Source organism: Ornithinimicrobium sp. INDO-MA30-4, from assembly GCF_021535045.1.
GTDB lineage: Bacteria > Actinomycetota > Actinomycetes > Actinomycetales > Dermatophilaceae > Ornithinicoccus.
In genome coordinates, this window is the sequence record NZ_CP091057.1 from 81513 (window position 1) to 106113 (window position 24601).

Consider the following 24601-nt stretch of genomic DNA (forward strand, 5'->3'; position numbering starts at 1 on the left):
GAACGCATTCGCGCAGTGGTGGCTCGAGCAGCTCAAATCCGCGACCGGGACGCCGGATCGCCAACGCGACCCCGAGGGCCAGGCCAGATCCATGAGTTCCCAAGGGCGCACATTGAGTGGATGGGAGTCACCTAACGCGACAAAATTACTCTTCGCCAGAATCCCCATACCCCGCCCGCGAAAATGGCCCTGTGATGCTCCCCCAACTGCATCTTGAGTCAATGCGGACCTCTCCTCATGTGCTTCTGGGGTACACCCGCCGCACAGATGTGTTACTAACGCTCGACCACCCTGGGTAACGGCATCTAGGGTCTAGACCCGCTTCTGTTGCGTTGACCGCTTGAATGACCAGTCGGAAGGACGTCGCGGACAGCACTGGGGGTCACCCAAGCGGGATCCCCAATCGGACACCCGCACACCACATCCTTCCGTCTATTCATAGATCTCACCGGAGTCTTCGTCCACGAGATTCCCGTCGACCAGTGTGAGCCGCGGTGCTGCAGGCGTTGTGGTCTCGGGGCCATGCATTGATTCAATGTCGAGAGCGAAGGATTCCTGGCGTTTTTCGGCCCAGTCGATGTGCCGGGCGTATCGGCCTTTACCCGGCCAGGGTTGGTGTTTCTCGTCGCACAGACCACGCATCCGCGCCTTCATTCGATCTACGAAGTAGGGGACGGAGTATCGGTGCCATTCTTCGAAGAGGTCGCTGGTGAAGGCTTCTCCTGCTTTGCGTCGCTGGTCGGCTAGGACAGCGATCTCGTGGACCAGATGGGGATGTAGGGGCCAGCAGGCGGGGATCACAGTGGTTGATTCCCACATACTCGCTGTTGAACCAGGTCACGACGTGGTCGAGCCAGACGAAGAGGTCTTTCCGCAGGGTAGGTGATTGAACGGTGCCGGGTTCCCACGGGCGCGGTAGAGAACCGAGATCTCCGAGAGCTTCGAGGACTGCTTCGTCCCCGCTGGATGCCATTTCTAGTTCTCGGTACTGATTGGCCAAGAGGTGCCCCGGGGTGGGAAGGGCAAAGCTAGGGGTACGGGTGGTCTGGTGTTCGCGCGGTAGGTGGGTTCTTGTGTCACTGAATAGACCCTCCGCCTTGCAGGTTGAGTCGGTGGGCTTCAGCAAGGGCTGCGGTGGTCCGTGCTTCGATTGTGACTTTCATCGGTTGCTCAGCGTCGAGTCGCTGTCGCAGGTCGGCTTCGTCTGCCTTGAGGCGTCTACCGGCCTTGCCGTCAATGCACCGGCGCAGCTTGGTGATGATGGGTTTGCTGTTTTCGGAGATGACCAGCGCGTGCTTTTCTTTGAGTTGCCGGATCTCCGAGCCGGTCATCACCGCAATGTCTTCGGCTGAGTGCGAACTGCCTGAGCGTTGCCCCGAGTTCCAGGTTGTCCGGCGAACCCGCACTTTGCCGAGCCCGTCAGAGATTTCGTTGTTGAACTGGACGTCCTTTGACCCACCGAAAATGACGAGGTTGTTTGTCAGGCCAAGCACGGCCCGGGCTTCTTGTTGGCCAAAGATCGAGTCCAGCTGGGCGCGGGTTTGCGCAGCCCAGATGAAGGACAAGCCCATGGCCCGCTCGTTGGCCATCCGGGTACGTAGCGTCGGTAGGGGTGCCGTGGACGGCAACTCATCCAGGCACGAGAGAAATGGTGGACATAACCGGCCCCATGGGGACCGCTGCGCGGCACTCAGCGCGGTGTCAAGAATGTGCTCCGCTAGGGCAGTCATCAAGGGTGACGCGGACGCATACGGGTCTTCGCGACCCAGCAGGTAGATAGTGCCGCCGCGTGCGATGACATCTGCGATGTTGGTCGCAGGCTGGCCAGGTTGAGGGATGCACCGCTTGCGAATGGGCTCCTGGAAAAACAGACTCATTGCCTGCTGCACGGTCGTGGTGGTGTTGCCCGCTGTTCGGTCATCGCCATGCAACGCGCCTTGGAGCAGTCCCGACCAGAACGGTGCCGCACCGGGGTGTTCCCGCAAAATGTCGGAGGGCTCGGCCGCGTTCAGCGGATTCGCGACCCACTGCAGGACGTCTTCGAGGGTTCGGCCCGTCAAAGCTGCGGCGTGGAAGTAGGACTGGATGACTTTGGCGGCTTCCCCGGCATAGAACCTGGCTGCCTGGTCTCCTGACCCTTCAGCCATGGCGCCTTTCACTGTCCCTGCGGTGAAGGCTTTGGCTCTGCGTTCAGCAACGAGGGGGTCCACGCACCCGTCGATGGGGTCCCACACCATCTGCGGCAGACCCGGCACCAGACCGAAGGGGTCCAACACGAAACAGGGGCGGTCTCCCTCAGACCTGGATGTGAAGGTCAACAGGAGGTCTTGAGGCTTGGTGAGCGTCACCAAAGCCGCGCCAGGTGCCCCTAAGAGTGCCGGCGTGAGGAGGTCCAATGTCTTACCTGAGCCCTGAGGCCCAATCACGCCCGCTGTGCGGTCCCATGGAATCCACAAGTCCCCTCCGTGGGGCTCTTGGGCACGGCCCAACTGCCACCCAACCTGTCGTGGATCAAGCTTTGCCATCGTGTTCACCGCTTCCCGGGGTAGAGGTCTGGCCGCACCACAGCGCGCACCTTCTTAATGCGCCGCAAACCCAGCATCTTTTCGGCCTCCGCCCTGGTGGCCATGCCCTTGGTGGCCGGCGCGCCCCACCGCAGCCACCCGACCAGCCCAGCGGTCATGAGAGCCACGAAGAGGAACACCTCACTGACCGCTATCCACACCAGCAGAGGTTGCGACTGCGCCACCACTTCAACCCCAGGTAACCCCGCGGCGGCGTCCCCCATGAGCACACCAGGAATGCTCGAGAACCACTCTGAAGACTGCGGAAAACGCCACCCTCCACCAGCAAAGAAGTTCGCCAGAGACCGACCCACGTGAAGGGCGATAACTGCCACGATCCCCATCACAAAGAAAATGAAGACCGGGATTTCCCACGTCCATGGGTACGGGTTATTTCGGCGTTCTCGCTGCATAACCTCCACAAGCCTGGACTAACCGCTCCCAGGGTCACCCCTGCGAGGATCCACGAGCCTTCTTTGTGCGATCACTACTGCCAGGGCCCACTGCAACCCAGAAGTAACGATCCTTGGCGACTGGTCAACAACGTGGCTGTGGGCTGAGTCGCTACTTGGTCGCAGTTGGTTGGTCTGAGACGGATCCGACTCGCCAGATTTCGAAGATGTTGTTGTCCATGACTCCTTCGTAACTGAAGTACCCAACGCCGTTGTCTGCGTTGAACGCCTCGATGGTGGTTTTGGTGGCTGGGTCCCAGATCATTGCGACGTGCCCGACGGTGTTGGGACCAAGGTAGGAGTCGTAGAACACGAGGTCACCCGGTTTGGCTTCGGCTTGGCTCACTTGGTAGCCGTTTCCGAGGGCTAGCCAGTCGCGTTGCGCCGCGGCGGTTCGTGGTGCCGTGACTCCAACTTTGGCTAACGCTGCGCGGGTGAGACTTGAGCAGTCCCATTGGTTTGGCCCGTTGGCTCCCAGCACGTAGGGCTTGCCTTCTTGGCTAGCGGCAAAGTTCAGCATGGTCACCACACGTTCATCGCTGATAGGTGGCAGGTCGGGGTTGCCAATGCCGTTGCCTGGTCCGCAGTCTGTTGGGTCAGCGAGGACTATGCCGCCGCCGTATTTCTCGGCGTAGGTGAGGACGTCGTTGACGTACCAGTCAGCGTGGTTGTAGGCGAACAAGGCGTCGCGAACGCCTTGTGGCCCTTTGTCGCGCCTGACGTGACGAGGTAGTTCGCGGCGGAGTAGATGCTGTCGGCGGTATTGTTGATGTCATTTCGGCCATCTCCATCACCGTCGACGCCGACCTGGGCAAAGGTGGCTGGCATGAACTGCATCGCTCCTTGTGCGCCGGCAGTGCTCGTGGCGGTGAGCCGGTCGTGGTTGGTTTCTTCCATGCCCACGCCAGCGAGGAGTGTCCATGGCAGGTTGTATTCGGCCGCGGCAGCTTTGTAGAGGTCTTCTATATGCGTGGGGATCGGTTGTGCTGGGTTGTTCAGCGAAGCCTTGACCGGCACACCGGGGAACGGCAGGTCGAATCCGACACCACCTTCAGCAACATCATCAGGCAGGTCTGCTGGGTCGACGGGGACCGCGGCGACGGGATCACCGTTCAGTGGTGCGCCCCGCTCGGCCATAAACACCCCGGGTCGACGACCTCACCATTGACATGAATTTCGAAATGTAGGTGGATGCCTGTGCTGTTCCCCGTGGTTCCTTCTATCCCGAGGGGTTCACCCGCAAGGATGGCGTCGCCCTTGGACACGGTTGTCCTACTGAGGTGTAAGAAGCGGCTCTTGACCTGGTTGCCGTGGTCTATCTCAACGATGTTGCCGCCACTGTCGCTCCAAAAGACATTGGTGACGGTGCCGCTACTGGGGGCGACTACCTCCCCCGCTGCGGGCTTGGCGGTGAGGTCGACACCGGCGTGCAGTGTGGTGACTTGATGGATGGGGTGAAATCTCATCCCGAACGTGGAGGTTTGTGTGTAGGCCTGAGCGAAGGGTGGACGCCACTGCCCGGTAGCGGGAACTGCGCTGAAACACTCAATCGTGCTTAGCTCTTGATCCACGGCGGGGGTGGCAATCACAACCAAGAGCGTGATGGCGGCGATGATCGGCGAAAAGATGATGCCTAAGACAAGGCCGACCACAAGCAGTGTTTTGCCCATGGCCTATCCCCCGGCGGCGATGCCGTCATTGGTGTACGTCAGTGCCCGTTCAAGGGGTGCAGCACCGTTTGTACTTTGTAGTTCTGCTCTCCTACCTGCCACAAGGCTCGCCCTTTGCCCTGGGGTGCCCAACCGGTGATGATGTCCCGCGACATTTGACCCAACCCCAGGAGCATGTCGAGTTCGTTGGCCACTGCGGGCTTCTGACCGTGCAGAATCTTGATATCGCACAGGTGCAGCAAGTCTTTCGCGATCGCTTGTGCTTGTGAACCGGTATCACCGGCCGAGAGAAGGTCCGACGGTTTGTGGGCTACCGCAAACTGGATGTCACCTGACTGGCCACCGACTCCCCGCGATACGCGCAGGTCGGCGTCGAAGGACTTCACCGCTTCGGGGCCAAGACGCAGTTGCCGCCACGCTTCGTCTCTCACCGAGATCCACATGTCTTTTGCGGAGGAGACCTCACGCATCCCACGCCCCCACGAGTTCAGGCACATCAGCGCAATACCGACCGCTTCATCCCCCAACGGTTCCAGGCGCGACAGACTCAACGATTGGATCGGCGCACTCCAGTCAATACCGATGTTGGTGTGGTCATCGAACAGGCCGGCCAATGTCCCTGTGACCAGTTGGCTGAGGGAATCACGCAGCGTCCTTGACCCGTCAAGGAAGTCTCGTTCGCTCGGGTATCGGCAGTCCCTGACCAGTTCTGGGGTGGGGTTGTTGAGGGCGTTCCACACTGCTGGGATGGTGGTCTCCACGATCTTTGTGGCACCCGCCGAGTAACCGGTGAGTTGGGCCAGGACTGTCTTCACAGCGACCTCGTCAGTGGGCCCGAACGGTACGCGAGCCTGCCCGATCTTCTGGGAACCGACGAGGCCTCGAATCAACGTCAGCCAGCGGGAGAAAACAATGGTGGCCCTGGTTCGCGCTTCTTCTCGGGTGAGGTTCTCCCAGCCGTGGGCCATCGGGCCCAGCGTCAGAGGATTGACGCGTGCTTGGAGCCCTGGCCCCAGGGTGATGGGCACCTCGCCCAGGTAATTGACCAGTGCTTCGTATTCGTCTTTCGGGTCACCCAGGATGAGCGTGCGGTACCCGAAGTCCATCATTCGTAGGCAGAACGCCTTCGTTGTTGCCGATTTCCCCGTGCCTGGTTTGCCGAAAGAGAAGATGTTGGGGTTGGTCAGCGGCACGTCATCGCGCAGGGTCCACCCGAACGGGTCACAGTGAAACGCTGATCCTGAGAGCTGGTCGATCCCCATTTGTGCGCCGGTTGGGGGCAGTCCTGGGGTGCTGATGAATGGCCAGAGCGCTGGCGCTTGATCACTCGTCATCCGCCAGGCGGAGACTGGCGCGTTGGCCGGTGCCCACCCCGAGCCGGCTTGTCTGCGCCCACGGCGTCCTACAACTTTGAAAAGTCTCGCCTCGCGCGCCGCCTTAGTGGGTGGGGCGGTCCGGGGTAGTTCGTGACCGAAGTCCGTCAAGAGCCGGGAAACGTCGCGGCCAGGTGTGGGCTTTTCGTCAGCATCAGATTCCCCGGTGGTTAAGGCCCAGACCCAAAGGCACGGTGGAAGCGGTGAACCCAAGATCCTGAGAGGTCGAGACGCAGCGGTGCGAATCCTGCACGCCGCACAGAGGTGTCTAGATCTCGACCTGCAGCTGCCACCCGGTAGGTCTTGGGCACCGTGACCGTGACGACGGCATACGGTTCGATCAGGGCAGAGCCCCGACTCACTTTGCCTTCGAGATCGCGAGCTTTGCGTTCCTCATCGGCTTGTGCGGTTTTCTGTTTGATCTTTAACTTCACTCGCAGGTCCGAGCGAATATCGGCAGCCCACCCACTGTTCGTGCTTTGCCGGTCAGCTTTAGAGGCGGACATGACAGGGAAGGCCACCATGAAACTGCGCCGCTCTCCTGGTTTCTGGGTGGTCAGAACAGGTTGCAGGGCTCCCATCGCCGCGCCCCGAGTCGGGAGTTTGATGGTGCTGCTGATCGAGTTCCACGCATCGTGGCTGTAGTGCCGCGGCGTGGGATCAGCGCCCGAGGGCCCGCCATGGACCATGGCACGTCAGCGTTAATGTGCTCATCGCCCGCTTTAAGGCCAAGCGCCTCGACGATGCCGGCACGGTCACCTGGTGCGAAACCTGTCCGGCACGCCAACGCGAGCTCGGGGCTGGTCAGCCAGTTCACTGAACTCATCCCCATGGACCCCAACATCAGTGCTTCCATTTCGCTGGAGGCCGCGTACAAAATCTGGGCGCGCCCGCTCAACCCTCCCCGGCTTCCTTTGCGGCCTTGGCCAAACGGGACTCCGAGACAACGACAGTCACGTAACTCACGGTGCGCACAGAGTTACGGGTCAGCGCCTCTTGGAGTTCGTCATTGATCTGCCGAGACACTAACGGGCCGTTGGCGCTGCGGTGCTTGTTCTTCCACTGTTCACGCTCCACCCCGTCTTCGGGGATGGTGCGAACAAGCAGGATGACTTCATCAACAATTTTGGATCGTTGAGCACCGTCAAGGAGGTCACTCAAACCGGCGCCATACCGTTGGCGAGTATCCGCCTCGCACAAGCCCAACCCTGGGTGTTGCACCAACGCGGAGATGGCCCAGGTCCGGTCCGTGTGGTTCTGGATGACCGCGAGGCGCTTAAACGTGCGCCCATCCGGTGGGCCATCATGAATCTGAATGCCCTGCAGGGGGCCAGGCAGGTCGGCTTCACCTTCGCCAACAGATTGCCCCAGGGATGCTTTTGACCGAAACTTCGTCCAGCCAGCGAGGCCACCGAAGGCAAACGACACCGAGCTCAGCAACCAGTTCACGGTGGAGCGCCCTTGATCGGCGTCACCGTGACGAAGACAGCCACAAGCCAAAGCAACAGGAACAACCCAGTCGCCGCGTAACGAGTCGCTGAAAGGGCTAAGGGGATCGGCAGGAAACTCACCCCAAAACCCTGCTTGCCAACCCGTGAGGCCAAGAACCCAGCCCACGCGGGCCTTGGAGTAGTCCGAATACACAGTCATCTCAATCACTACCTTCTTGAAGTGTTAGACCGGGACGATCGGTGCCGAAGCCGCAGCGCCCGCACCAGCGCCCGCACCAGCGCCCGCACCAGCGCCCGCACCAGCGCCCGCACCAGCGCCCGCGCCTGCACCTGCGGCATCAGCGGGGACGGCCCCGGGCTATTACTGGCGGTAGGGGCATTAGAGTTCGGCGGCATCATGGGTGGTCGCGTAGGCACGTCGCTGCCGCCATCGTTGGGAGGATCATGCGGTGGGGAACCTTCGTCTCCGATGGGGTTGCCATCGCTATCTCGACTCTCTGGCCGGTTGCCAGGGGTTCGTCCTCCCCCGCGGTAGCTGTAGTCCGGGACGTAGTTGGCGCTGCCCACACCCATTTGGTTAGTGATGTCAGCGCCGATAACCGCGCCTTGGGTGCCGACCTTGACGACGGCGCCGATCATGGCCCCGGCCGCTGCGCCCGCAACTGCCCCCGCAGGGCCCAGTGCGGCACCAGCCGCGCCAAGCAACGACTGCGATGTTTGAGCGGTCTTTTCGTTGGTCTGAGCCTCCGATGACACCTCGGACTGGGAACGCCCCGATGAGTCCGTTTGGGAAGCCGCCGAAGACGTCTCCGAGGTTTTGCTGCCTGACAAGATTCCCTGTAGTCCACCGGCGCTGGTGTACCCGGCACGCATGGCCGCACCCGAACTCGTGCCCGGTTCCACGAAAGCCAGCAGGCGGAACAGAACCAACGGGGAGAACATCCCGACCAACATGAGCAGCACTGAGGTGAGGGCGGTGCCAACTGTTGTGCTTAGTGAGTCTGCCTCGCCGAGGACCTCCCCGCCGGTGAGTTGGATACCCATGCCCATCACCAAGATGATCATCACGGGGGTGAAGGCCGCGGCGTGGAACCACCGGAAAGACTTCCAGAACCAGGACTTGCCCCACGACACAGTAAAGCCCGCTGCCGCGATCGGTGCGGTGGCCACTAAGACGAGGAGGGCAGCGGAGCGGACCAACATGACAAGCAGGTGGCCACCAGCGGCCAAGATCACGAACCCACCAAGGACGCCCAGGACCGTGGCCAAGACTGCATCAGTCACGTCCTCGACTGTGAGGTCACCCCACGGCTGGAACGCACCCCAGGAGTCAAGATCCATCAAAGATTCCATGAGCGAATCAGTGAGACCGTCTGCAGCCACCAGAACGGCTGCGGCGTAGGCCAGCCACCCCACAAAGATCAGGATGAACTGTCCGGTTCCCACCAGTAGTTGAGCTAGCGACTCTCCGTCCCGGCGCCACGCAGCGACACCCATCTGAACCGTGGCAAGAAGCACCATCAGCGCCAGCGCCAACCAAAGGTGTAACTGTAAAGTTGACGGGCTGGGCCATCAGCGGTGATGTCGGGGGCCGTCAACCACTCGATGATCTTGAAGGCCCACTCCAGGAACCACAGCCCCACTTCCCAGAAGGTGAGCATGACGGCCGTCCACCCGTCGGCGACGATCTTTCCTGCGCCCGAGGCGAGGAGGTCGAAGGGGTTCATGAAGTGTCTGCTTCCTAGTCGGCCGTGGTGGCCCAGGTAAGCCACCCTGCTTCTTCGGCCAGATCAGTACCGGGCCATGTGGAGGGTGCGGGGGCTGGTGTGGGACCAGCAGCGATGACCCACCGGCCATCAACCCAGGCCATCGCTTCGCAGTGCCCATAGGCGATCTGCTCGGATTGGCGAATGACGGCAGTGACATCGAGCAGTACGCACGCGAGCACCCAGTCCTGCCCGTCAGTGCCCTTGATCTGAGCGGCAGCCGGGGTGACTGTCACTGTGGTCAAGTCGTCCTTGCTTTGGCCTGAAGCGCCAGCAGAGGTGAGGAAGGCTTGCACGTTCTGCGTCATCACCCAGTCCTGCGCTTCACCTGCGCCTTCTTGACTCCAGTCTTGGTAGACCTCGTGAGTTTGCGGGATTGACATCCCTTCTAGAACAGCTTTGTCGATCGCCGCTAACTGTGCCGCTGCACCTTCTGGTGTGTGGGGCACACCAGAAGGCACTTGGGCAGGGCCAACGTCAGTCAGCGCTGGGATCTCGATAATCTCTGCGGGTGTGGTCGAGGGGGTCCCCTCCAACGCGCTACTCGAGTCAGCCGAGAGCATGGGCTGCGCGGCGATAACGGCACGGCGCTCGGTTCCCGATTCAGGCAGAGCCGTCGTTGTTACTGCCTGCTGTGTAGTTGCCTGTGTCTCTTCACCTGAAGAGCTCAGGGCCTGGTAGATCGCCAGGCCGAGCCCGACAAGAAGCAGAAGCGCCACTGCGGCGGCGACCCCCAAGATCGCGAGAAGTCGCCCACGGCTCCAGGCTTGAACGTCGCTGCCTTCAGACATCGATGCACCCAGAGCCCAGGATCCCCATCACAACCCCGGGGAAAACCAGGTAGACGATGGCGACGATGAACAAGACGCCCAGTCCGATGACTCCGCCCATCATCATGTGCTTCATACCGAGAACGCGGCCCAAGACGATGGCGCCAATACTGACGACCAAGGCAATGACAAAGATGGAAATGACACCCCACAGGACGTACCCGGTGAGTTGATCGACATATACCTGCGCATCACCGGGGGCGCTTGGGCACACCTGCTGGGTGCTGATGATGGTGGCTTCCTTGACGGTGGTGAGGATGTTCATGGTGTTCCTTCGGTTGACGTGGAAAGGTCAAGTGCCTTGAATACTTTGGTGACGGATGCCAGAACATGGCTGGGCAACGGGCTGCTATCCAGACCGCGGGAGGCCAGGGCTGCGTCCTGGGGGACGTCCACGAGGTGACCGCGTTGATCGGCTTCTTTGGCTTTAGCGCCCAGAGAGTGGCGTACGTGTCGTGGCCAGCGCCGCCGTGGCGGGCCCACAACGGCAATCACCGCATCGGTGTGCTCAGACAGGAGATGCAGAACTCCTTCGAGCCTGCGTAATCCCGGCACGGTGGCCGAGGTGACCAAGACGACCTGCGGCGCGTCCAACACTGTTTGAGTGACCCAGGAGTCTTGGCAGAACAGTTGGCTTGATTCCCACCCGACATCCAAGACTGTGAGGGTGTACTTGTCGCTGGGTGTGGGTGGTGGCACGTCACCCGGGTGCGCGAACAGGTCAGTCGCGTGCTCTATCCCGGCTGACTCAAAGGTTCCCCTCGACCACCCTCGCTGGTCACACCGAGCTCGGCAGTCGCGCAAGCCGTAAGCCCAGAGGCAGCAACACCACAGGTTTCAACAACCCGAGCGGGTGCGGTCGCGACAGCAGCCAACGCCACAGCCACGGTCGTCGCCCCAGCCCAACCGTGACAGCCCAGCACCGGAATGACCGTGTCCGTGGTCTGCCAGGACTGGTGCTGAGCCGGCCGGCTGGTGCTGGCTTCTTTGACAACCAACTCAGGCTCAGGGTCAGGAATTGGTGCGGCGGGCGCTCGGGTCAGGGACCGGAACTCACCGGCCTGAACTGCGTTCCAGGCTCGCTTCAACTCCCCACTTCAACAGCGCTCATGACCCCACTCCCGTGGCCGGGCCCTGGCCGCGACGCCGCAGTGCCATGCGTAGCGTTGGTGCATCAAGGCGAGACAACGCTTCTTTAGCTTCCTGCACTTGGTGCAGTTCGCGCACGAGGCCATCCAAGTCGGCCACGATTCTGGGTTCTGAAGTGGACATGCGAATCAGTCGATCCACTTCGTCAGGGTCTGGATTGTCCGTCACACCCTCCATAAGCCGAAGGTGAGTGGGTCGCAGATCACGCATGGCTGACCAATTCAGAGCGCATCGCTTGCAGCGCTTTACGGGCTCGGCGTTTCACTGTCGGCGCGGAGCAACCGAACCGCTGCGCTAGGACTTCACAGGGCTGTGCGGCCATAAGCCCGCCGCTTGTGCGGGTCTCCCGCAGGCCGGCGGTTGTTGACGTTAGGTAAGCCAGCTCCAACAAGAACTCGACGTCAGCGCTGCTGATTCGTTCGTTATCGCAGGCTGATTGGGCAAGGTCATAGAACTTCTCATCTACTCCGCCCTGCCCGTCCTCCGGCGGGGCAACCCACCCAAACTCTTGATCTAGCGGGTGGCTGATCGCAGCAACCGATGGGCTGCGCGTTCCAATACCTAGGTCCTCCAAGACAGCGCGCCGGGTGTTCAGCAGAATGTTGCTGGCCACCGATCCCTGCCAAGTGAGCCGCGCCGAGCGTGCTTGGATCCACAACTGCGCGGCGACATGTTCATCAATGTGGCGCTCAACGTCGACGAGGCTGCTTGCAAGCCTCGCCGCGCCAGGGACGAGGGTCCACACCAACAGGGCATTAGCTGCTGGGTCATCACCACCCTGGGGGCAAGACAACCAAACCAAGGCGCGGTGGGCTTCATTGACTTGTTCATACGGCGCGTTCAGTGCCCAGTCCCGAAGGTCGAGCATGTCCCCACATGCCCGCAAAGCGGGGAACTGGCCCTGCCATTCACACCAGCGCCCAGCTGCGAGAGCCAAGAGGTCCTTGCTGGGATCGGCTACACCAAGCTGTTCTGCCAAGCTCATCTCGAAGTCCTTTCGTCGTGGTGTCACGACGAGAAACATCTCGATTGGGCATCCCCAAAAGCGCCCCTACTACATCTGTTTTTCGACCTCTACACGCGGTTCACCGGGCGGGGCACTCTCTTGACCTGCAAGAAATCAGCGCCCCCACACTCGGACAACAATTATTTGGCACGCCCTTGCACTTGATCTAGACCGGCGGTCGAATCGTCATTTACGAGCCGTTGCTTCCGGTTGGAGGGGCCTAGCGAGTCGGGCCGGTATCTCGATCCGCTCGGGCTGCAGTGATACTCAATCTGGCTTCTTGAGCGCCCGGGCTGCGCTTCAATGACTGCGTGCGTCGAGCGATAGCGGCCAACGCATCCGCTGTGGTGGTTACTTGGCGGATGGTCGCATCAGCGCTGGAGATGCCTTGCGTGTGTCGTTCGTGGGACCCGATCACTCTGGTTGCGGTGAGGCGAAAGTCTCGAGATTCTTGCACTGTCAGTGGCCGGTCGAACGCGGCGTTGAATACTTCTCCCGCCGCGTCTGCACGCCCTGGTGTCCAGCCTTGCTGATCAAACAGCACCTCCCCCACGCGATCCACTACGGTGAACCGGTCGACATCCTGGCTGTTCGCAATCGCTCGCACAGTAGAAGGCAAGTGAGCGACCGTCTGATCGTGTGCGTCCGGGGGCGTCCACCGCGCTGGCCGGCCAGCGTCAGCATCGGTGTAAAACCGTTCCAATGTGGACAGCCTTGAGACCTTCGCTGGAACAGCCACCACAATCGCGTGGACCTCACGGCCGTACCCCTTCGCTAGACGAGCACCATCCAGCGGCACGTCGGGGGACCGCCACGTGCCTTCGATCAGGCTGGAAAACTGTTGAGCGTTCGCGTGGTCAACCGACATTTGAATCCACCGACCAGCAGCCGCCGCTGTCGCGTCCGGCATCCGTAGCGGGTCAGAGTCGACGAGTTCGTCATAGTCAGGATGAAACCGCCGGAAGTCATCGCCAACGATCGGGACGATGGCCTGCCCTGAGTGCATGTTTTGGGCTTGCACACCGGTTCGTGTCTTTCCTACCCCGGGCTGACCACCCAAGAGGACCGTGGTGGGTCGTGAATCAGGAGTCGCATCTTTGAATACAGAGGACCGAACGTCCCTATCCCAGATTGCCCTGAGCTGTGGCTCCTCCATGGGGCGTAGCCACCTAGCCCTTCAAGCGGACCAGTACCGGTTTGAGTTCAACCCGGCGGGTTTGAAACTGGATCATGACCCGCACCTGCTCATCACGATCAGTGGCGCCCACGGAGGCACGCAAGCGGTCAGCGGTGAACATTTCCTCCCGGAACCCGGCCTCAGCCTCGTAGTCGCCGCGGGCCTCTGCGGCCCTAGCGCAGGCGATGAGCCTGCCGCCGAGCATCGTCCCCGACTCATAGAAAACGTCGTACAACACGGTGTCGCTGTAGGTCGCGTACTCCTGTGGTGTCCCAATCTCAGCCATGCAGGGCCCTCCTCGTTTCGCACTTTGCCGTCTACACCTGAAGCCAGACCGGCCAGCCGCCAGGATCACTTCATTCTCCCGCGCCCTCGGGTAGAGGCAAGGGCACTCCTCAGTGACTGTGGAGATCTGCCGCTGACCACCATGCCTGTGGAACACAGAACCACGTTCTCGTGCGCCCCACGATGGTGACGGGGCTTTCACCTGCCCGGGTGGGTACGCCTTCGTGCTTGGCGTTAGCTGACCTCGCGCTGGTCGAGCCAGTCGTGGTTGTCCAAGATTTGCTGAGTCCGGATGGGTAGTGCGGCCGGGACTGAGTCGTCGTCATCGACCCTGTTGCACACGTCATCGTTGAGCTTTCGGGCTGCCTGCGCTTTTCGTCCTTCAGCCACAGCGATGGCCGCTAGGTCCAGGGTGGGTATTTCTTCGTGTGGCGCCGCCAGGGTGGCTGCCTCTGCGGCCCACCGGGCACTTTTAGGTCCCCACCTTCAAGGCCGTGAGTGGAGATGAGGTGAGCTACGTCAACGATCGCGCAAATCATGTGTTGATCGACTCGATCTCCTTCAAAGAGCCAGGACCACCCACCGGAACGCAGTTGGGAAAAGGGCCGGCCTTGGACTAGGAAAGTGCCGTCTTCAAATCTTCGATGCCCTGGGTGCCGCCGCGGGCTTCACCTCGGACCCTGAGCCGGCGGAACAGGTCAACGTCGTTGAGGACATCGAGAGTTTGGTAGACGCTGCCGCCGCGCAATTTTGCTGCGGGCGCTTTCTGCGCGTGCGGAAGGTGGGGTTCGCCGGTGCGTGGGTTGGTACCCAACCAGGACCGGCACTTCGCGACGTAGTCGCGGCATTTCGCAGGCGTGATACTGAAGGCCTCGGCCGTCTCTTCGGAGGTAGCGCCCTGGGGGCGCAGCACGAGATAGGCCACCATTTCGGTGAGGTAGGGCTTGCGGTCCGCCCGTGGAGTACCTCGGGTTTGGGCGTGCACTGGACCCAGCATCTGCAGACGAGGAAGGTTGGTGTCTTCGTCCCACCAGGCAGAAAGATCAGCTTCTAAACCAGGGTCGGCCTCATCGACCGACTCCCGCACGCTGACCGGGACTTGGGGTGCCAATGATTCCAAGTCCTGAGGTGTGGTCGCTGCGGTGCTGACATAGGCCTGGTCATCAGCATCAAGTAGAGAGGCTGCTTCTTCGTCGGGGTGGTCTTCGCCCCTGGGCACGGTGTGCTCGGGGCGCAGCGCTCCGGCCGCGTCAGCCCAGGCCCGCCAGCCCTCATCATCGGCCCCGGCCTGGGGTAGGGGCATGGGTACGTCTTCCATGTCATCGCCCTGCGCCAATAGTGTGGCGCAGCCTTTGGCTTCGTCTTCAGTCAGACCGACGATGACCAAGTCGAGCCCCGAGGCAGGCATCACGATGCGACCTTCTGCCGTTGCTTCCAACACCACGGCGTGAGAACTGCTGCCTTCACCCTGGATGACGACCGAGGCCGATGTTCGACCAGCGTGCTCGGCCAACAGGCCAGTGAGTTGCTTAGCTTCAAGGTTGGCTGCTTGGTTCCCGTCCATCAGCACCATGCGGGCGGGCCACGTGTCATCGCCCTGGTACGTAGTACGGGCTGTGACCGTGTCGCCGCCTGCCCCTAGACGGTCGATCACGCCGACCACCCCTGCCACGGCATCGCCGAGACTATCCACGTCACCGACCCGCAACCGGGCAGGGTTCATGGGGACAACTTCTTCGGCCAGACCAACGAGGTCAAGCTGAACCCCGCAGACCAGGGGTTTACCGCGATCTCGGCCGCGATGTAGCGGGCAAAGTCTTGGGCGTAGTCGGCGTCGCCAACGATGTTGACTTCTAGGTCTTCAAAGTTGAGGAGCCACACTGTCCCGTCATCATCGGCACCAATCGATACCAAGAGGGGAAAAGGCGCCGGGAGGTCTTCCTCGAGTGGCCCTACCTCTTCTAATGATGTGCCGGCGGGGAGGCGCCAATGCAGGTGGTCATCGGTGCATACCCACGACTCCCTAACAGCTCGGAAGGCTCAGACAAGTGCAGGGTCAGGCCCGACTTTGCTAGTTCAACTGCAGCAAGAACCGGGAGCAACTCTTGAGCGTCTCGGTACGTGGCACCCAGGCGTCGCAACGTGTCGTCTAGACCTTGCACGCTAGCAACGGCTGAGTTACCCACCGTTTCGAGAGTCTTAACGACTGGGTCCAGCACCGGGTCAGGCGTGGCGATAGCCCGGCCAGGGTTACGGTGGCGGAACTGGCCCCGTCGACGCGCGGCGAGAGCGAGGAAGGCTCCTGCCCCGAGCACTATGCCGGCACCGGTCAGGCCTGCCACGACCAGCCGCTTTGGTCTTGCTCGCTGACATCGGCTTGTGCTCCAGCTTCCAGGTCTGCCGGTTCTGCCTGAACCAGCGCCCCAGCCTGCTGCGCAGTGGGAGACAGACCAAGGGCCGCGGCGTTGCCAGCGATCGGCACCGCACCTGCCAGGGTGCCCGCTGCTGCTGTTGTTTCTTCTGCGGCCTGAGTGGCATCGCTCTGCGCGACCTGGTCAACAACGTTCTCAGGATTCTCTGGTGTCTGAGGTGTCGCCGAGGACGGCGCGGCGGTGGGTAGCGCAATCACCCACCCAGGTTGCAGCACGTTGGGGTCACTTAGGCGTTGGCCATCTGGCTGCTCGAGGTTCTCACTGGCTTCGAATAGTTCTTCCCACCTGTCCATGTCGCCCAGGTGCTGATCGGCGAGACCGCTTAACGTGTCCCCTTCTTCAACGACGACGCTCTGTGCTGGAGCGACTGATTCGGTCGCAGTGGCATCCGCGGGCAGTCGCAGTTCCATGCCGGGAAATAGCCAATCCCCTCCCCAGACAGAACGTCCTCGTTCAGTTCAGCGATACGTGGGTACTCTTTGCCCTCGCCCAGGTGTTGTTCAGCGATAGACCACAGCGAATCTCCCGTCTGCACGGTATACGCCTGGGTGGGAGCCGCTTGCTGCTCGGTCTCACTGGTCAGCGCTTCCGTGGCGGTCACTTCTGAAACTGCTTGAGGTGACAACTGTTGCACTGACGCTGATGCTGGTGCCGCCGCGGGCGCATCAGTAGCCATCGAGGTTGGGGCGGTGGCAGGGGCGAGGATGAACAGTGCCAGGGCGGTACTTACCAGGGGGCGCACGGCTGACTGTGGAAAGGAAAGTCCTGGCAGAGTGGGCGCACGCATCCCCCTGATTTGTGCGGCGATCTCCACGACAATGATGACCGCTAAGGCGATCCAGGCAATCCAGGCAACCAATTTCAGAACGCCCAGGACCAGTGTTCCATCGTCAGGGCTCAAGAGTGCAGCGCGGGCCTCATCCAGGGAGGGCACGCTGGCGGGGAAAGGATTGGCCCCCAACGCGAGCAGCAAAACTGGTGTCCCTACCAGGACTGCGAGCAAACCGAGTGCGGCCAGGGCTCCCACCAGTCGTTGTCGTAGTCTCACTGTTCTACTCCCCTAAGGATTGTGTGATGCGAGCCTCGGCTTCACCGGTGGCTGACAAAGAGCCGATACCGATGACGCCCAAGAACTTGGTGTTGTAGGTAGTCGTGACGGCGACACTGATCCTGTCTGGCCCAGAGATTGAGGCCGACCCTGAGACACCGGCCGCACTGAGATAGGCGTTGGCTGCTGCTGCGGCGCCGGCGGGATCGGCCTTCACGCTTTGTCCCCGCAACGCGGACGAGACTTCGATCTCCTGGCCCCCAGCACGTGCGGCTTCTCGGGCTACGCTGCGGGCTTCTTGCATGGAGTGAATCTGGCCGGACACGTCGACGGCGAGCCCGACCATGAGGAGAACGGTTGTCGCCATCAAAATCGCGAAGACTGAGATGGATCCCCGTTCTGCTTGATGGGGCATGCGGATGGCCCTCATCCTTGCCTACCTCGGTAGGTGTCTAGCGGTGAGCTCATCGTTGCCGTCAACGTGCGTGCACCCGGTATGCCGGGGGCGGCCAGGTCACTCATGTCGACCACGCAGGTGACGGTGACAGATACTTGCGCTGTCGTTCCTACTGGCGCCCCGAATCCGGAGGTGTCGACCCCCACTGACTGGGAAGAACACCGAACGTTCTGCTCGGACAGGCTGGTCCCCGCCATAGCCGACGCAGACCCATTGGCCTCTCCCGGTGAGCGAGAAATGGACGCGGCGCGTGCGGCTTCTGAGGCCGCTGCTTCAACCGCTTGCTGAGCAATAGCCCACCTCCCACCGAAGATGACCAAGAAGACCAGCACGAGCACTGCCGGAGCCAAGAGAACAGCTTCAACAGTGACCGATCCCCGCTCACGATCTGAGCCCATAGTGTTCATCCCGTGATCCGTTCCACGGGGCGAGTTGCTGATTGGCTGATGGTGGGTGCCCAACCAGGAAAACACTTTGTGCTTCACCGGTGACCGTGAACGATGCCTCGGTCCCGCCGCGCGACCCGCTGACGCCGTAGCCATCGAGGACACCTGAACCGCCAGCATCGACGATGAAGTCAAGGGCTGCGGCTTGCCCAGATGAGCCGGTGCCCTGTTCAGCACTGGCAACTCTGGCGCCTTCTTGGGCTGCCCCGAGGGCGACTGAGCGGGCGTGGAACCACAAGCCCGCTTGAAGGGCGGAGAACATGAGCAGGAAGATGACCGGGAGCATGATGACCGTTTCGATCGTCACGGACCCTCGGTCGGTTGGTTGGTTGCCCCGCGTGCCGCGAGACAACCAACCACGTCCTGCTCGACGATGCTTCATCAGCCCAAGGAGCCAAGCTTGCCGGTCGCCCAGGCCAGCAGGGCGGCACCAATGGCCAGGGCTAGGGCAGCCAAAACGGTGGCCATGACGACTACCTCAACAGAGAAGGACCCGCGTTCGCGGTCTTCGCTGAGCAACTGCCGGGCGTGGGCCGTGCGGGCTGAGATCAGAGTGTGCCAGTTGATGATGCTTCTACGCATGAGAGCGCCTTTCTGATGGTGTTTGTGTTGAGTTGTGAAAAACGTGATCTTCTTATTGGTAGGCCTGTCTCCTCCTATCCCGTGGCCAACAGGCCCAACATGGCTGGTGATACGAGGATGACGAGGAACAGAACACCCAGCAGTGACATGGGGAGAGTCATCCGCTCGCTGATCTCGTTGGCTTGGGCTTTCTGTGCGCTCAGCATCGCTTCACGCATGCTTGAACTACGAGCACGCAGGATGGTGTAAATCTGGGCGCCGTCCTCACCAGAGAGGCGCATGATGTCAGCGAAGTCGTGCATCTCGGGGATACCTAGCTCTTCACCCAGGTGGCGCATCGCGTCCCAGGGGGTGACACCAGACCAACGGGTACGCGCCAGCTCTTCGCTCAAGCGCTTGAAGGGCCAGGAGTCGCCCACGCCAGCGGCGGCTTCCATCGACTGTCGTGGTCCTGATCCGCCATTGCGTTCCAGGGCCACCAAGTCGATGAAGGCACCCAAGGCTCGGGTGTACTCCAACCGAGCCTTTTCGCGTCATCAGTGATGTTGTAGTTGGGCAGGTACCACAGCGCGACTCCGAGCAAGAGAGACCCGAGCACAGGCACGAACACGGGTAGGGAGATCCCCACAATCCAGGCCACTCCGGACAGGAATGGGACGATCATGAGCCCGAGAAGCCCGAATGTGACCTTCTCGCCGTAGAACCGGGTGGGGGTCACACGCATCACGGCTAAGTCTTGGGCAGAGACAGCACCCCCACGCGGGCGGGAAGAGCCCGACCTGCCCAACGGCCCAGCGAGTCACGAAAGTCGTCATCGCTGGCGGCAACCTGAATCCTTTGCTGCTGCGCCATGCGCGCCCCTCTGGAGACAACCGCCGCAACACATCACCCAAGTCAGGTGAGACCGGGACCAGCGCCCACAACACCACGGCGAAGCCAAGACCGGTGAGTGATCCAGCCAGAATCGCTAACTGCAAACCGCTCATAGCGCACTCTGCCTGGCGGCCGAACCAATCATCCGGGGTAAGGGCTTGCCTTCTGCCATCTTGCGCATCCAGAGCAAAGTCGCGACGTACAGCGTCAAAAGGAGGACTAGCAACACTTGACCAAACGGTGTCCCGTAGGGAGCGACGTAGTCCCCCGAGAGCCCCAAGAGCCCCAGGACGATCACCGTGATGATCGTGATGAGGCGGGCATTGCTGCGCGGTTTTGCCCGGTCTGCTTCTACCTCACGCCTGGCACGAACATCACTGGCCACAGACTCAGCCAAACCATCGAGTACCGCGCCCAACCCAGCACCACGTTTACGTGCGCCCAGCACCAATGTTGCGGCGATCAAGTCACCCGTGGGGTCATCCAGGTCATCAGCGAATGCTTTGAGCGCAGTCTCGGTGTTCCACCGACCCCGCAACCGGCCCACGAGCCGGGTTACTTCGGGGCGGATCAGTTCGGGTGTCGAGCGAAGCGAAGAAGCCAGCGCCTGCTCTAGGCCCGCGCCCGAGGTCAACACTCCAGAGAGCGATCGAACCCATTCCTCCATCGCTTCAAGCCGTTTAACTTCCCTGCCTGCAGGAGGTGCCGCGAACAGCATGGGAATACCGGCCACGGCAGCGGGAGCCAGGATGACCGCGATGACCCACCCCGTTGTCACAGCAATGATCAACCCCAACGCGAACCCAACCAAGAGAAGAATCTGGCTGCGGCGACTGACCCGGGGTGCCACCGGACCACGGCGCTGAGGGGCCGCACCTTTAACTGACTCCGGGCGCTTGACCGACCCCAGCACGATCGCGAGAAGTCCCCCGTGATCAGGGCCCCGGCGACTGCCGCCACGGCAGAGTTCATGCGCGGCTCTCCTCAAAGAAGGCTGAGGCATCAAACCCGTAGGCTTCCAGCTCACGCAGCTCTTCAGTCAACGTGCTGGCCCTGGCCAGCGTGCCCCCAGGCGGGGTCTTGAAGACGTGGGTGGTCGCGTAGCCCACCTGCTGCTCACCGGGGTGACAGCAATGATCTCTGAGATCCACCGCTTTACCGTCTCGCTGCCATCAGCATTGCCGAAACGTTTTTCGTGGCATGCACCACCAAGTTGATGCCCGCCGATACGGCGCGCACCGCGTAGTCATGGGTGGCGTGCGCACCGTTCTCCATCACGCACGTCACGAGCTTCTCAATGCCACCCGCGGCGTTCGTGGAGTGAGTCGTTGAGATCGACCCCTCACTGGACTGCATCGCTTTCAGCATGGCCATGGCCTCAGCGCCACGAACCTCACCAACAATTTGGCGGTCAAGGTTGAAGCGGAAACTCGCGTCGAGGCACTCACTGATCGTGACCTCACCCGACTGGCGACCATCTGGAGTACGTTCTCCCGAGCCGGGCCGGGCCTCCCAGGCAAACACGTGCGGGTGCTTCTCCCGCAGTTCGTGCAGCCCCAACTCATACTCGGTTTCGAACGTGCCAATCACCTGCCCGCGCGGAATGGCTCCACACAAAGCACGTACCGCCGTCGTCTTCCCAGCGCCCTGCGCCCCGAAACAACGATTGAGCGGCCAGCCACGACAGCCGCATGCAGAAACGACGCAGCCACTGGCGAGATAGACCCAAAATCAACCAAGTCGTCCAGGCTGATCTCGGTCAGCCGGTGGCGGCGGATCACAACGTGTGGCCGCGGAGTCACCCACGCAGCCGCAGCCAACCGGGCACCAGAATCCAGCCGCATGTGCAAATGAGGGCTCGCCGCAGAGAAAGGCCGAGCGTTTACTTCAGAACGTGTCGCGACAAACGTGAGGAAGTCGATCAGTTCCTCATCGGTGTCAGCCACCGGTGGGCCCTGAATGACCCGGCCCCCGGTCAGTTCTAGCGTCACGTCGTCATGACCGTTGATCATGATGTTCTCGACCTGCTCGTCATCAACGAGAGGCTGTAGCCGGCCCAGGCCGAAAACCGCGTCGAAGACGGCCTGAGCGATGCGTTCTTGATCAACTAGGGACCATTGGTCCTTGCTGGCCCGGGCCCGTTCGCGCAGTTCTGCCGTCAACAAGTCCAGAATGACGGCACGCCCACGCTCGCGTTGAGCATCGCGGTCCTCCAAGAGGCTTTCAAACTCAGATGAGAGCCGGTCTGCAGTTTGCTGACGAAGCGCCGCGATCATCCCCCAATCAAGGCCATCATTGATGGCCCAACCACCCACGGCTCCCGACTCCGGCCGAACATCCGGCCGCGTTGACGCAGACGCAGCGCGTGCAGCTTCTCGGACTGAGGCCACCGGTGAGGAACCAACACCTGACATGGAGAAAGAGCCACGCCGACGCCCCGCCCGTGGCGGGCGAGAGTCACTATCTGAAGCTGCGTCAGCGAACAGTGGCAGCTTCGTGGGGTCACTGATCCCACGCCTGAATCAACATCATTAACCGTCATCGCGTCTCACCCCTCATGTCGTTCAACGCGTCCTCATTAGCCTTCACCACGGCCGCCATAGACTCCTGCGCTGCCCGCAAACTACGAACCAGCTTGCTCGATTCAAATTTGCGCACCCGCTCACCATCACGAAACACCGGCGCAGTCTTGGGGTCCCACGCGATCGTCGCCACCACCGGCACACCCACCACCGACGAAACTTCCTTAGCCGAATAGGGCTGTCCCGGACCCACCAGCAGCAACCCCAGCGATGTCCCAGCACCAAACTCTTCAAACTCTGCACGCAACGTCGCCAACCAAGACCGTGCCCCAGACAGGGAAACCACGTCCGAGCGGCACACCACCAACGTCAGGTCCGCGCCGTACAACACCGGCGTCGCAGCGCCAGCCAGACCTAGCCGGCCCAAGTCAACGATCGCGTCTTGACCCGTGGAATCCAGCCCCTTCAAAGCAGCCAGCAACTCATCCCACAGCCCGATCAGACTGCTTCCCTGCACATGTGACCGCACGCCAGGAAGCAAGGAGACCTGGGAATCCGGCAGCGGCAACACCACCTGCGGAATCTCATCCCGTAACCGACCCTGTTGCTGCGCGATCGACAATTCAGTCATCGCATCAGGGGTGACACCTGGGCACGCAAATATCCCGCCAGGATGGGTGAACCCCCGTAGGGTCTGCTTCGACCAGAACCGAGGGCCTTGTCCACGACAGGGCCAACCCGACAGCCGTCGTGGTGACCCCTGGCGAGCCGGAAGCAGAGCACAAAGCGATAACCGCCATGGCGTTAGCCCTCCCTGCTTTCCAGGACCAATGCCACGCGGCCACTAGCCGCCCACCGAGCAACCTCAGCAGCCTCATCAGCTGGGACATCAACCGAGATCACGCTAGTGCCAAGTTCAGCAGCAGGAATGACACCCACGACCTCGGCATCAAACACGAGTCCATCACCGACAGCGCCCGGGTCTCCCTGTTGACCAGCGGTAGCGACGATCGAGACGGAGTCACCCACCAACAGTGATTCACCCGGCATCAAAGCGGGAGTCAGTTCCAAACCCACCACGGATCTACCGTTCTCCGGGACAACCTCGTCGGTCACCACACCGGGAGTGAGCAAAGACCCGCCAGCAACGTCCTGCGCGGCACGCGCCCCCCATAGTCCTGCAAGTCCGCGCCGGGCACCGTCTGTAAAGCAGGGTCCGTCGTGATCTGCACCGTCACCAAATCCTCAGCGCTAATCGTCTCGCCGCGCGTCACCGCTTCACGGACAGCCACGACCTCAATGGTTTCTGAGGTTGCGACAAAGGCCCCACAGCCAGTAGCGCACCCAGCGCAACGATCAAAACACCGCTCAGCATCACCAACGGTCGACGGCGAAGCTTCGGTGGTGCGGCCACCATGGGCTCAGCAGCCACGCTCGCGTCCTCGCCAGGAGCCTCCGCAACGAGGGTGGCCCCACCAGCAGTCCCCTTCTTAGAGAACCTCGCCATCACAAAACCCCTCCAAAGGCACAACAACCGTCAGTCGTGCAACAACCACGCCTAGTTCCAGGTACCGTTTCACTGCACCAACACCTGAACCTCACCCATACGGATCGCGGTCGAGTCTGCAAGAGTCAGATCGATCTGACCGGTTTCACCAATACCAGACCACTCGACCTCCCAGAATGACGTCGCGGTCACCTCGTAGTCCCCATCTCTTGATACCGATACCCACAGTCAGGGGAATCCAACACCTCTCCCGCAGCATCAAAACCCACATCCGCAGACCACACGGTGCCAGGGCCATCACACGCCACAACCTGCCCATTCCCCATATCCCACTCAACCCGATCCAATCGGGCGATCGCGGTCACCGTGTACCCATTCAACGAAGCACTAGCCGTGTTCGGTCCCGTCGTCTCCGGGCCAGGATCGGACACCCACATCCACTGCGGCAACCCAACCGTGCCAGAGAGCCTTCACCAGGTTCAGGAATGATGCCGATCTCAACCGGTTGAAGCCCCATCGAATCCACCGCTTGCTGAGCAAGAACGGCAGGATCTGGCGGGGCGGAGCAAGCGGCGTATCCGCCGCGGCATGCATCTGAATCACCTCACCCACATCAGCCGAATCAGCTGCACCAGCATTAATCACACAATCAAAAATCGCGCCATCATCATTGCCCTCCCACACCGCGTCATTTTTGGGTGGCTGTGGGTCCGTCAGGCCGATCGGTGTACACGTCTGCCCCGTCAAACCGATCACGAGCTCCACACGACCAGCACCGTCGTCAACACCACCGTTGCCGCTGTTGCCGCCACTACTGTTGCCGCCGTCACCACCATCATCAACCGGGTCAGTACCACCACCACTACCGGGAGTAGTCGCAAGGCACGTAATCGTCCCGTACTCATCTATGACGATTTCCCCTGCGCAGACCCCTGACGTCTGCGCAGCGACAGGTGATGATCCCAGGGCCGCAAGTGCCAGGCTCAAGGCTGCGGTGGCCACCCCCGCTTG

40 protein-coding genes are annotated in these 24601 nt (G+C 61.6%); all 40 read right to left on the reverse strand.

Features of this window, described 5'->3' with window-relative positions:
- Nucleotides 1–432: 432 nt before the first annotated feature.
- Nucleotides 433–819 carry a hypothetical protein gene (locus L0A91_RS16800; protein ID WP_235246746.1) on the reverse strand — a complete coding sequence of 129 codons (387 nt, stop codon included), beginning with the start codon at nt 817–819 and terminating at the stop codon, nt 433–435.
- Nucleotides 820–1076: 257 nt separating this feature from the next.
- Nucleotides 1077–2525 carry a type IV secretory system conjugative DNA transfer family protein gene (locus L0A91_RS16805; protein ID WP_235246747.1) on the reverse strand — a complete coding sequence of 483 codons (1449 nt, stop codon included), beginning with the start codon at nt 2523–2525 and terminating at the stop codon, nt 1077–1079.
- A 5-nt stretch (nt 2526–2530) separates the two neighbouring features.
- Complete coding sequence (locus tag L0A91_RS16810) at nt 2531–2977, reverse strand: hypothetical protein (RefSeq protein ID WP_235246748.1); 447 nt, start codon at nt 2975–2977, stop codon at nt 2531–2533.
- Nucleotides 2978–3128: 151 nt separating this feature from the next.
- Nucleotides 3129–3698, reverse strand: coding sequence for a C40 family peptidase (locus L0A91_RS16815; RefSeq protein WP_235246750.1), 570 nt, complete (start codon nt 3696–3698; stop codon nt 3129–3131).
- Nucleotides 3623–4153 carry a lytic transglycosylase domain-containing protein gene (locus L0A91_RS16820; RefSeq protein ID WP_235246752.1) on the reverse strand — a complete coding sequence of 177 codons (531 nt, stop codon included), beginning with the start codon at nt 4151–4153 and terminating at the stop codon, nt 3623–3625. Before L0A91_RS16820 ends, L0A91_RS16815 begins: the two co-directional genes overlap by 76 nt.
- The gene (locus L0A91_RS16825) at nt 4129–4686 is read right to left on the reverse strand and encodes a M23 family metallopeptidase (protein ID WP_235246754.1); all 558 of its coding nucleotides are present in this window, start codon (nt 4684–4686) and stop codon (nt 4129–4131) included. Before L0A91_RS16825 ends, L0A91_RS16820 begins: the two co-directional genes overlap by 25 nt.
- A gap of 38 nt (nt 4687–4724) precedes the next feature.
- A complete protein-coding gene (locus tag L0A91_RS16830; protein WP_311198191.1) occupies nt 4725–6020 on the reverse strand; it encodes an ATP-binding protein in 1296 nt (431 codons plus the stop codon).
- A 209-nt stretch (nt 6021–6229) separates the two neighbouring features.
- Nucleotides 6230–6679 (reverse strand): SCO6880 family protein, encoded by a 450-nt coding sequence (locus L0A91_RS16835; protein WP_311198200.1) that lies wholly within the window; start codon nt 6677–6679, stop codon nt 6230–6232.
- A complete protein-coding gene (locus L0A91_RS16840) occupies nt 6616–6957 on the reverse strand; it encodes a hypothetical protein (RefSeq protein ID WP_235246756.1) in 342 nt (113 codons plus the stop codon). The genes L0A91_RS16835 and L0A91_RS16840 overlap by 64 nt, the downstream gene beginning before the upstream one ends.
- Complete coding sequence (locus L0A91_RS16845; protein WP_235246757.1) at nt 6954–7709, reverse strand: SCO6880 family protein; 756 nt, start codon at nt 7707–7709, stop codon at nt 6954–6956. Before L0A91_RS16845 ends, L0A91_RS16840 begins: the two co-directional genes overlap by 4 nt.
- A gap of 8 nt (nt 7710–7717) precedes the next feature.
- Nucleotides 7718–9031: a hypothetical protein gene (locus tag L0A91_RS16850; protein WP_235246758.1), complete on the reverse strand. Its 1314-nt coding sequence runs from the start codon at nt 9029–9031 to the stop codon at nt 7718–7720.
- Nucleotides 9031–9237 (reverse strand): hypothetical protein, encoded by a 207-nt coding sequence (locus L0A91_RS16855; RefSeq protein WP_235246759.1) that lies wholly within the window; start codon nt 9235–9237, stop codon nt 9031–9033. The genes L0A91_RS16850 and L0A91_RS16855 overlap by 1 nt, the downstream gene beginning before the upstream one ends.
- A 14-nt stretch (nt 9238–9251) precedes the next feature.
- Complete coding sequence (locus tag L0A91_RS16860; protein ID WP_235246761.1) at nt 9252–10067, reverse strand: hypothetical protein; 816 nt, start codon at nt 10065–10067, stop codon at nt 9252–9254.
- Entirely contained in the window at nt 10060–10371 is a 312-nt protein-coding gene (locus L0A91_RS16865) for a hypothetical protein (protein WP_235246763.1), read from the reverse strand. Before L0A91_RS16865 ends, L0A91_RS16860 begins: the two co-directional genes overlap by 8 nt.
- A complete protein-coding gene (locus L0A91_RS16870) occupies nt 10368–10805 on the reverse strand; it encodes a hypothetical protein (RefSeq protein WP_235246765.1) in 438 nt (145 codons plus the stop codon). Before L0A91_RS16870 ends, L0A91_RS16865 begins: the two co-directional genes overlap by 4 nt.
- A gap of 35 nt (nt 10806–10840) precedes the next feature.
- Nucleotides 10841–11194, reverse strand: coding sequence for a hypothetical protein (locus L0A91_RS16875; protein ID WP_235246768.1), 354 nt, complete (start codon nt 11192–11194; stop codon nt 10841–10843).
- Nucleotides 11195–11213: 19 nt separating this feature from the next.
- Nucleotides 11214–11423: a hypothetical protein gene (locus L0A91_RS16880; RefSeq protein WP_235246770.1), complete on the reverse strand. Its 210-nt coding sequence runs from the start codon at nt 11421–11423 to the stop codon at nt 11214–11216.
- A 34-nt stretch (nt 11424–11457) separates the two neighbouring features.
- Nucleotides 11458–12240: a hypothetical protein gene (locus L0A91_RS16885; RefSeq protein WP_235246772.1), complete on the reverse strand. Its 783-nt coding sequence runs from the start codon at nt 12238–12240 to the stop codon at nt 11458–11460.
- Nucleotides 12241–12481: 241 nt separating this feature from the next.
- On the reverse strand, nt 12482–13417 hold the full coding sequence (locus tag L0A91_RS16890; protein WP_235246774.1) for a zeta toxin family protein: 936 nt from the start codon (nt 13415–13417) through the stop codon (nt 12482–12484).
- A 13-nt stretch (nt 13418–13430) separates the two neighbouring features.
- The gene (locus L0A91_RS16895) at nt 13431–13724 is read right to left on the reverse strand and encodes a hypothetical protein (protein WP_235246776.1); all 294 of its coding nucleotides are present in this window, start codon (nt 13722–13724) and stop codon (nt 13431–13433) included.
- Nucleotides 13725–13957: 233 nt separating this feature from the next.
- Nucleotides 13958–14113 (reverse strand): hypothetical protein, encoded by a 156-nt coding sequence (locus L0A91_RS16900; protein WP_235246778.1) that lies wholly within the window; start codon nt 14111–14113, stop codon nt 13958–13960.
- A gap of 226 nt (nt 14114–14339) precedes the next feature.
- Complete coding sequence (locus tag L0A91_RS16905; protein ID WP_235246780.1) at nt 14340–15446, reverse strand: hypothetical protein; 1107 nt, start codon at nt 15444–15446, stop codon at nt 14340–14342.
- Entirely contained in the window at nt 15443–15637 is a 195-nt protein-coding gene (locus L0A91_RS16910) for a hypothetical protein (RefSeq protein ID WP_235246782.1), read from the reverse strand. Before L0A91_RS16910 ends, L0A91_RS16905 begins: the two co-directional genes overlap by 4 nt.
- A 47-nt stretch (nt 15638–15684) precedes the next feature.
- On the reverse strand, nt 15685–16065 hold the full coding sequence (locus L0A91_RS16915; RefSeq protein ID WP_235246784.1) for a hypothetical protein: 381 nt from the start codon (nt 16063–16065) through the stop codon (nt 15685–15687).
- A complete protein-coding gene (locus tag L0A91_RS16920) occupies nt 16053–16448 on the reverse strand; it encodes a hypothetical protein (RefSeq protein ID WP_235246786.1) in 396 nt (131 codons plus the stop codon). The genes L0A91_RS16915 and L0A91_RS16920 overlap by 13 nt, the downstream gene beginning before the upstream one ends.
- A gap of 29 nt (nt 16449–16477) precedes the next feature.
- Nucleotides 16478–17182 (reverse strand): LysM peptidoglycan-binding domain-containing protein, encoded by a 705-nt coding sequence (locus L0A91_RS16925; RefSeq protein WP_235246788.1) that lies wholly within the window; start codon nt 17180–17182, stop codon nt 16478–16480.
- 25 nt (nt 17183–17207) lie between these two features.
- The gene (locus L0A91_RS16930) at nt 17208–17618 is read right to left on the reverse strand and encodes a TadE/TadG family type IV pilus assembly protein (RefSeq protein WP_235246789.1); all 411 of its coding nucleotides are present in this window, start codon (nt 17616–17618) and stop codon (nt 17208–17210) included.
- An 11-nt stretch (nt 17619–17629) separates the two neighbouring features.
- Nucleotides 17630–18067: a TadE family protein gene (locus L0A91_RS16935; RefSeq protein ID WP_235246790.1), complete on the reverse strand. Its 438-nt coding sequence runs from the start codon at nt 18065–18067 to the stop codon at nt 17630–17632.
- Nucleotides 18042–18413 (reverse strand): TadE/TadG family type IV pilus assembly protein, encoded by a 372-nt coding sequence (locus L0A91_RS16940; protein ID WP_235246791.1) that lies wholly within the window; start codon nt 18411–18413, stop codon nt 18042–18044. The genes L0A91_RS16935 and L0A91_RS16940 overlap by 26 nt, the downstream gene beginning before the upstream one ends.
- A gap of 74 nt (nt 18414–18487) precedes the next feature.
- Entirely contained in the window at nt 18488–18688 is a 201-nt protein-coding gene (locus tag L0A91_RS16945; protein ID WP_235246792.1) for a hypothetical protein, read from the reverse strand.
- 74 nt (nt 18689–18762) lie between these two features.
- Nucleotides 18763–19206, reverse strand: a complete 444-nt coding sequence (locus L0A91_RS16950; RefSeq protein WP_235246793.1) for a type II secretion system F family protein — start codon at nt 19204–19206, stop codon at nt 18763–18765.
- 464 nt (nt 19207–19670) lie between these two features.
- Complete coding sequence (locus L0A91_RS16955) at nt 19671–20411, reverse strand: type II secretion system F family protein (RefSeq protein WP_235246796.1); 741 nt, start codon at nt 20409–20411, stop codon at nt 19671–19673.
- Between the two features lie 118 nt (nt 20412–20529).
- Nucleotides 20530–20670, reverse strand: coding sequence for a hypothetical protein (locus tag L0A91_RS16960; RefSeq protein ID WP_235246797.1), 141 nt, complete (start codon nt 20668–20670; stop codon nt 20530–20532).
- Nucleotides 20671–20716: 46 nt separating this feature from the next.
- Nucleotides 20717–21178: an ATPase, T2SS/T4P/T4SS family gene (locus tag L0A91_RS16965; RefSeq protein WP_235246798.1), complete on the reverse strand. Its 462-nt coding sequence runs from the start codon at nt 21176–21178 to the stop codon at nt 20717–20719.
- Nucleotides 21148–21975, reverse strand: coding sequence for a hypothetical protein (locus L0A91_RS16970; protein WP_235246799.1), 828 nt, complete (start codon nt 21973–21975; stop codon nt 21148–21150). Before L0A91_RS16970 ends, L0A91_RS16965 begins: the two co-directional genes overlap by 31 nt.
- A 124-nt stretch (nt 21976–22099) precedes the next feature.
- Nucleotides 22100–22714 carry a hypothetical protein gene (locus L0A91_RS16975; RefSeq protein ID WP_235246800.1) on the reverse strand — a complete coding sequence of 205 codons (615 nt, stop codon included), beginning with the start codon at nt 22712–22714 and terminating at the stop codon, nt 22100–22102.
- A 173-nt stretch (nt 22715–22887) separates the two neighbouring features.
- A complete protein-coding gene (locus tag L0A91_RS16980) occupies nt 22888–23202 on the reverse strand; it encodes a hypothetical protein (RefSeq protein ID WP_235246801.1) in 315 nt (104 codons plus the stop codon).
- Nucleotides 23196–23375, reverse strand: a complete 180-nt coding sequence (locus tag L0A91_RS16985) for a hypothetical protein (RefSeq protein ID WP_235246802.1) — start codon at nt 23373–23375, stop codon at nt 23196–23198. Before L0A91_RS16985 ends, L0A91_RS16980 begins: the two co-directional genes overlap by 7 nt.
- Before the next feature lie 284 nt (nt 23376–23659).
- Nucleotides 23660–23782 carry a hypothetical protein gene (locus tag L0A91_RS17845; RefSeq protein ID WP_260115345.1) on the reverse strand — a complete coding sequence of 41 codons (123 nt, stop codon included), beginning with the start codon at nt 23780–23782 and terminating at the stop codon, nt 23660–23662.
- 195 nt (nt 23783–23977) lie between these two features.
- Nucleotides 23978–24592, reverse strand: a complete 615-nt coding sequence (locus L0A91_RS16990; protein WP_235246803.1) for a hypothetical protein — start codon at nt 24590–24592, stop codon at nt 23978–23980.
- Nucleotides 24593–24601: the final 9 nt, after the last annotated feature.